The organism is Mesorhizobium sp. M4B.F.Ca.ET.214.01.1.1, from assembly GCF_004791545.1.
Classification (GTDB): domain Bacteria; phylum Pseudomonadota; class Alphaproteobacteria; order Rhizobiales; family Rhizobiaceae; genus Mesorhizobium; species Mesorhizobium abyssinicae.
In genome coordinates this window covers 1-328 of the sequence record NZ_SRUX01000193.1, presented here as the reverse complement: position 1 = coordinate 328, position 328 = coordinate 1, and the positions used below count along the sequence as shown (strand labels likewise).

Here is a 328-nt window from a genome sequence, read left to right as displayed (position 1 = left end):
AGGCTGACCACGGCCCAGCCAAACAGCAGAAAGCCGGCGATGAGGCTCACGCGCCGAAGCCAGAAACGCTGCGCGGTCGAGTTTGCAACAGGAACTGTTGTCAGCGTCTCATCCGGCGTCCTGCTCTCCGCGCCGGCGAGTCCAAACAGCAACCTGACAATTGCGCGGACGACACGCACGGCGATGAAGGCGAGCAGCAAAGTCAGCACGATGCGGCGCAGCAAAGGCGGCCAGTGGAACGCGAGGAACGAGCCGATGGCTGCCAGAGCAAATGTCAGCAAGGCAGCGACCTCGGACAGGGCTGCCTGTCCGGGATAAATTGTTGAGT

1 pseudogene is annotated in these 328 nt (G+C 62.2%); it reads right to left on the bottom strand.

Features of this window, described 5'->3' with window-relative positions:
• A pseudogene (locus tag EN857_RS35130) lies at nucleotides 1-328 on the bottom strand (mechanosensitive ion channel family protein); the annotation flags it as partial.